Genomic DNA, 6,042 nt, shown 5'->3' with positions numbered 1-6,042 from the left:
GCAGTGCGCCATGACACTGACCGCGCCGGCTGCCGTTCCCCCGGCCGCTGCATTTCCGGCAGCGACTGMAATTCCGGCAGCGCTGGCTGCCCCCCTGGAGGTGGCCGGTCGGGACTTCCCCACCAACGGCGGCGGACTGTGCCGCAAGGGCTGGACCTCGGCGGCGCTGCTGCACCACCCGGAGCGCGTTACCGAGCCCCTGCTTAGGGGTGCCGACGGCGTCCACCGCCCGGTCAGCTGGGAGACAGCGCTGGAACTCACCGCAACGGCGGTAAGGAAGGCCCGTTCCGAGCACGGGCCCGACGCCGTCGGCGTCTTCGGCGGGGGCGGACTCACCAACGAAAAGGCCTACCAGCTGGGCAAATTCGCCCGGCTCGCCCTGGGCACCTCGCGGATCGACTACAACGGCCGGTTCTGCATGTCCTCGGCCGCCGCGGCCGGGATGCGCGCCTTCGGCCTGGACCGCGGGCTGCCGTTCCCGCTGGCGGACCTCGATGCCGCCAGCACCATCCTGCTGCTCGGCTCCAACGTCGCCGAGACCATGCCGCCGTTCATCCAGCACCTGCGGGGGGCGCGCGACGCCGGCGGTCTGATCGTCGTCGACCCCCGCCGCTCCGCCACCGCGGCTTTCACCGCCGACGGCGGGGGCCTGCACCTTCAGCCGCTGCCGGGCACGGACCTGGCCCTGCTGCTGGGCCTCGCGCACGTGGTGGTCCACGAGGGCCTGGCGGACAGCGGCTACATCGCGGCGCGGACCACGAACTACCCGGCCCTGGCCCGGAGCGTCGCCCCCTGCTGGCCCGAGCGGGTGCAATCCCTCACCGGGGTTCCCGCCGGGCTGATCCGTGACACCGCACGGCGGCTGGCCGCCGGCGCCCTGCAGGGTGGCAGCTACATCCTCACCGGCCGCGGCATCGAACAGCATGTCGACGGCACCGACACCGCCACCGCGGCGATCAATCTCGCCCTGCTGCTTGGGCTGCCGGGCTCGGCGCGCAGCGGCTACGGCACCCTTACCGGTCAGGGCAACGGCCAGGGCGGCCGCGAACACGGCCAGAAGGCCGACCAGCTCCCCGGCTATCGCAAGATTGCCGACCCCGTCGCCCGCGCCCACATCGCGGCGGTCTGGGGCGTCCCCGAGTCCGCCATCCCCGGGCCGGGCGTCCCCGCCGTCGAACTGCTCAGGTCGCTGGGACAGCCCGACGGCGTCAGCTGCCTGTTCGTGCACGGCGCCAACGTGGCAGTCTCCGCGCCGGACGCGAACGCCGTGGTGGCGGGCCTGCGCAGCCTCGACTTCCTGGTGGTCTGCGACTTCTTCATTTCCGAGACCGCCGTCGAAGCGGACCTGATCCTGCCGGTGACGCAGTGGGCGGAGGAGGAAGGCACCCTGACCAATCTCGAGGGCCGGGTCCTCCGCCGCCGGCGCGCGATCGCTCCCCCGCCCGGCGTGCGCAGTGAACTATGGATCATCACCCGGCTGGCCGAATTGCTGCAGGCACCCTCGACGTTTAGCGAGGATCCGGAAACCGTGTTCGAGGAACTCCGCCTCGCGTCCGCCGGCGGCTTGGCCGACTACTCCGGGATCGACTACGCCATGCTGGACCGCGGCGAGGAAGCCTATTGGCCGTACCCGGCCGGGAGCACCGGGACCCCGCGGCTGTTCCTCGACTCCTTCGCCCACGCCGATGGCCGGGCGGTGTTCACCCCCGTCTCGCCCCGGCGTCGGGCTGCGGCGGAGGGCGCCGGCGCTGAGCAGTCCGGACGGCCGATGACCCTCATCACCGGCCGGCTCATGGAGCACTACCAGTCCGGGGCGCAGACCCGCCGGGTGGCCGCGCTCGACGAAGCCCGGCCGGAGGCGCGGCTGGAACTGCACCCCGCCGCGGCAGCCGCCCAGGGCATCGCCGACGGCGACTTCGTTTCGATTTCCAATGAGCGCGGCGTGGTCAGGTGCCGCGCCGAACTGAGCCCGGACATCCGCCCGGAGACGGTGTTCCTGCCGTTCCATTTCCCGGAGCTCCAGAGCGCCAACCGGCTCACCGAGGCGGCCACGGACCCCATTTCCGGGATGCCCGAGTTCAAGAGCAGCAGGGTCTGGATTCGGCCGGTGGTTCCCGGCGAGGTCGTGCTCGAGCGCGAGCCCGGCGATCGCAGCGGTGTCCCAGGCCTCGTACTTCAAGCGGAGGAGGCCTCATGACGGAGCGAATTGTGGTGGTGGGCTTCGGACCCGTCGCAGCGAGGCTGATCGACGAGCTGCTGCCGGCCGTGCGCAGCGGCATCGTACATCTGACGGTGATCGGTGAAGAGTCCGAGGCAGCCTACAACCGCGTCCTGGTGGCCGACCTCGGCGTCGGGCGCACCACGGCGGCCGCCCTGGCGCTGGCCGACGCGGCGGCGCTGGTTGCCGACGGCGTGGACGTCCGCCTCGGCATCCGGGTCCGCCGGGTGGACCGCGCCCGCCAACAGGTCGTACTCACCGACGGCAGCTCCCCGGGGTACGAGCGGCTGGTCTTCGCCACCGGCTCCCGGCCGGTGATCCCCAACCTGACCGGGCTAAACCCGGCCCCCGCCGCCCCGGTGCTGCCCGCGCGGGTGACCGCGCTGCGCGATCTCCGCGACGCGTCAAAGCTCCGGGCCGCGGTGGCCGGCGGCAAGCGCCTGGTGGTCCTCGGCGGCGGCGTGCTTGGCCTCGAGACGGCGCTGGCCGCGGCCGAGGAGGGCGCCACCGTGACCGTGGTGCACAACGGCCCGCATCCGCTGGGGCGGAATATCGACCGCGGCGGCGGCGCCGTGCTCGCGGCCTCGCTGCGGAACTGCGGGGTACGGGTAGCCGGCAACGCACGCTCGGTCTCCGTGGAGACGGCGGCCGACGGCGGTTTCTCGGCGCTGCTGCTGGACGACGGTTCCGCGATCGACGGCGAGCTGCTGGTGCTTTCCTGCGGCGTGCGGCCGCGGACGGAACTGGCGGAGGGCTGCGGGCTCTCGATCGGCGCCGGGATCTGGGTGGACCACAAGCTCCGCGCCCACCACGAGCCCCACATTTTTGCGATCGGCGACTGCGCCGAGGTCCGCTGCCCGGACCCGGAGTGCATGGAGTGCCGGACCGCGAGCGGGCCGTCCGGGCTGGTCGGACCGGGCTGGCGGCAGGCCGAATGGCTCGCCGACTACCTGACCTTGTTGGGGTCCGGCGCCGGGGCGGAGGCCGAGGCTTTGCCGGCGCTGCCAGCGGAACAACCTGGGGTGATCGTGCTCAAGGCCCGCGGTATGAACGTGGCCGTGGCTGGCGCTGTTTCCGCCGATCCGTGGGACGAGGAAGCCCTGACCGCAGGGGCGGTGAACGGCCGGGCGCCGCTGCAGGTTGCCCAGTGGGCCGATCCCGGACACGGCCGCTACGTCAAGATGACCACCCGGGCCGGAGTGCTGGAAGGCCTCGTAGCCGTGGGGATGCCGCGCGCCGCGGCCGAGCTGGTGCAGCTCTTTGAGCGAGGTGACGAGCTCCCGGCCGACCGGTCGCTGCTGCTCCGCCTGGACGGACCGGACCAGGCGGTGGTGGCTGCGGCCGATCCGGAACGCACAGTGTGCCGCTGCGCCGGGGTGAGCGGGACGGCAATTGCCGCGGCGGCATCCGACGGGTGCGGGACGGTGGCCGAGGTCTCGTCCGCCACCCGCGCCGGGACCGGCTGCGGCGGCTGCCACGACGACATCAAGGCAATCATCGAGAAGCACTACCGGGTGGCGGTGGCGTAGCGGGCAGCCTCTAAGCCCGGGGCCGGCCTAGAAAGGATTCAGCAGCCGGTCCACGAACTGTCGGGTGCGTTCCTCGCGCGGGTCGCGGAGCACGGTGTCCGGGTGGCCACGTTCCACGACGACCCCGCCGTCCATAAAGATGACTTCGTTGGCGACCTCGCGGGCAAACGCCAGTTCATGGGTGACCACCACCATGGTCCAGCCTTCGTCCGCCAGCTCCTTGATTACCGTCAGGACCTCGCCAACCAGTTCCGGGTCCAACGCCGACGTCGGCTCGTCAAAAAGCAGCAGCTGCGGACGCAGGGCCAGCGCGCGGACAATCCCGACGCGCTGCTGCTGCCCGCCGGAGAGCTCGAACGGATAGCTGTACTCCTTGTCCGCGAGTCCAACGCGGGCCAGCAGCTCCCTGGCTTCCTGGACGGCCTCTGCCTTGGGCCGCTTCTGCACCTGGACCGGTCCCTCGATGATGTTTTCCAGGGCGGTCTTGTGCGGGAAGAGRTTGTAGTGCTGGAACACCATGGCGCTGCGGTCCCGCAAGGCGGACAGCTGTTTCTTCGACGCCTGGGCGGAAAAGTCGACCGTAAGCTCGCTGCCGAACTCGACGATGCCGGCGTCGGGAACTTCGAGTCCGTTGAGGCACCGCAGGACCGTCGTTTTGCCTGAGCCCGAGGGCCCGATCAAGGTGACCACTTCGCCGCGGCGGACGTCGATGTCAATGGATTTCAAAACTTCGTGCTGGCCGAAGGCCTTGCTCAGTCCGCGGACGGTCAGCAGCCGGGCGGTGCCCGGGAGATCGGATTCAGTGGGCGACATAGCGGTCCAATCTCTTCTCGAGGACGGACTGTCCGCCGGCGAGGGCCAGGCAGATGATCCAGTAGATGACGGCCGCTTCCAGATACAGCAGCATGAACTCCTGGCTGAAGGCCGCCACCTGCTGTGCCTGGCGGAACAGCTCGGTCACGAGGATCAGCGAGGCCAGGGACGTGTCCTTGACCAGGCTGATGAAGGTGTTGGACAGCGGCGGGACCGAGACTCGGGCGGCCTGCGGCAGGATGATCCGCACCAGGGACTGGCGGCGGGACATGCCGATGGTGTGTCCGGCCTCCCATTGACCCTTCGGAACCGACAGGATGGCCGCCCGGATGACCTCGGCGGCGTAGCCGCCCACGTTCAGCGAGAAGGCGATGATTGCACTCGGCCAGGGACTGATGGTGATGCCGATGGAGGGCAGCCCGTAAAAGATGACAAACAACTGAACCAGCAGGGGCGTACCGCGGATCACCGAAATGTAGATCCGCGCGATTCCGGAGAGGACCGGATTCCGGCTGAGCCGCATCAGGGCGACCACCAGGGCCAGGAGCAGCCCGAGGCCGAACGAGGCCAGCGCCACTGGAATGGTGCCGGTGACGGCGCCCATCAGGATCGGTCCGAGCGAGCTCCAGACAAGCTCCCAGTTGATCGTCATGATCGGGCGCGGCGTTCGTCGACGGTAACCATCCCGCTACTTGGTGACGTCGGCGTCAAAGTATTTCTGCGAAATTTTCGTCAGGGTTCCGTCGGCCTGCAGTTCGGTCAAGGCCTTGTTGACGGCGTCGGTGAGTGTGGTGGAGCCCTTGCGGAACGCGAAGGCGCTCAGCGACTTGTCGGTGGTCTCCGCGGCGATCTTGATGCTGTCGTCCTTCGCCGTCTTCTGCTGGTCCAGGTAGGTCAGTTTGTCGTTGATGGTGGCGTCGACGCGGCCCTGCTTGAGCAGCGTGATCGCCTGCGCCCAGCCCTCGACCGCCTGCACGTTGGCCCCGCTCTGCTGGGCCAGCTTGTACCAGTTGCTCGTCAGCGATTGCGCCGTGGTCTTGCCCTTGAGTCCGTCAAAGGAGGTGATGCTGGAGTTGTCCGACTTGGTGACGATGACGCCCGTGCTCACCGTGTACGGGGTGGAGAAATCGTACTTCGCCTTGCGCTCGTCGGTGATCGAAACCTGGTTGGCGACGACGTCGAACCGTTTGGCTTCGAGGCCGGCGAAGATGGCGTCGAACTGTGTCTCCTGGAAGTTCGGCTTGACGCCAAGCTTGCCGGCGACGGCGGTGATGATTTCCACGTCGTAGCCCGTCAGTTCCCCGCTGCCGTTGGCGTGGAACGAGAAGGGTTTGTAGGTGCCCTCCGTGCCGATCTTGAGCACGCCGGCGCTCTTGACGTCGCTCAACGAGGTGTCGGGGCCGCCGGCCGGTGCGGAGCTGGACGGGCTCGTGGACGCCGACCCACACCCGGTCAGGGCCAGTCCTGCCGCTGCGATAAGGC

5 protein-coding genes are annotated in these 6,042 nt (G+C 69.6%); 2 read left to right on the top strand and 3 right to left on the bottom strand.

Annotated features, from left to right (window positions below; all coding sequences use genetic code 11):
- Together AB4Y86_RS09845 and AB4Y86_RS09840 are read left to right on the top strand one after the other, a co-directional pair.
- Positions 1 to 2,197, top strand: a 2,197-nt coding sequence (locus AB4Y86_RS09845; RefSeq protein ID WP_441402060.1) for a molybdopterin oxidoreductase family protein, incomplete at its 5' end; no start/stop codon positions are given.
- Positions 2,194 to 3,747: an FAD-dependent oxidoreductase gene (locus AB4Y86_RS09840; RefSeq protein WP_441402059.1), complete on the top strand. Its 1,554-nt coding sequence runs from the start codon at positions 2,194 to 2,196 to the stop codon at positions 3,745 to 3,747. The genes AB4Y86_RS09845 and AB4Y86_RS09840, both read left to right, overlap by 4 nt.
- Positions 3,748 to 3,774: 27 nt before the next feature.
- Here the strand turns inward: AB4Y86_RS09840 and AB4Y86_RS09835 are convergent, their stop codons facing one another.
- The 3 genes from AB4Y86_RS09835 to AB4Y86_RS09825 are packed head-to-tail and all read right to left on the bottom strand — an operon-like array spanning position 3,775 to position 6,037.
- The gene (locus tag AB4Y86_RS09835; protein WP_441402058.1) at positions 3,775 to 4,560 is read right to left on the bottom strand and encodes an amino acid ABC transporter ATP-binding protein; all 786 of its coding nucleotides are present in this window, start codon (positions 4,558 to 4,560) and stop codon (positions 3,775 to 3,777) included.
- Complete coding sequence (locus AB4Y86_RS09830; RefSeq protein WP_441402057.1) at positions 4,547 to 5,212, bottom strand: amino acid ABC transporter permease; 666 nt, start codon at positions 5,210 to 5,212, stop codon at positions 4,547 to 4,549. Before AB4Y86_RS09830 ends, AB4Y86_RS09835 begins: the two co-directional genes overlap by 14 nt.
- Before the next feature lie 36 nt (positions 5,213 to 5,248).
- Positions 5,249 to 6,037 (bottom strand): amino acid ABC transporter substrate-binding protein, encoded by a 789-nt coding sequence (locus AB4Y86_RS09825; RefSeq protein WP_441402061.1) that lies wholly within the window; start codon positions 6,035 to 6,037, stop codon positions 5,249 to 5,251.
- Positions 6,038 to 6,042 lie beyond the last annotated feature (5 nt).

The sequence above is a fragment of the Arthrobacter sp. 2YAF22_2 genome (assembly GCF_052114645.1).
In the GTDB taxonomy this organism is placed as follows: Bacteria; Actinomycetota; Actinomycetes; order Actinomycetales; family Micrococcaceae; genus Arthrobacter.
The sequence above is the reverse complement of the archived record's forward strand: the minus strand, read 5'-3'. Positions and strand labels throughout refer to the sequence as shown.

What these genes read in the sequence shown, in the direction of transcription:
- AB4Y86_RS09840 (WP_441402059.1), top strand. Translation starts at nt 2,194, where the DNA reads ATGACGGAGCGAATTGTGGTGGTGGGCTTCGGACCCGTCGCAGCGAGG.
- AB4Y86_RS09830 (WP_441402057.1), bottom strand. Translation starts at nt 5,212, where the DNA reads ATGACGATCAACTGGGAGCTTGTCTGGAGCTCGCTCGGACCGATCCTG.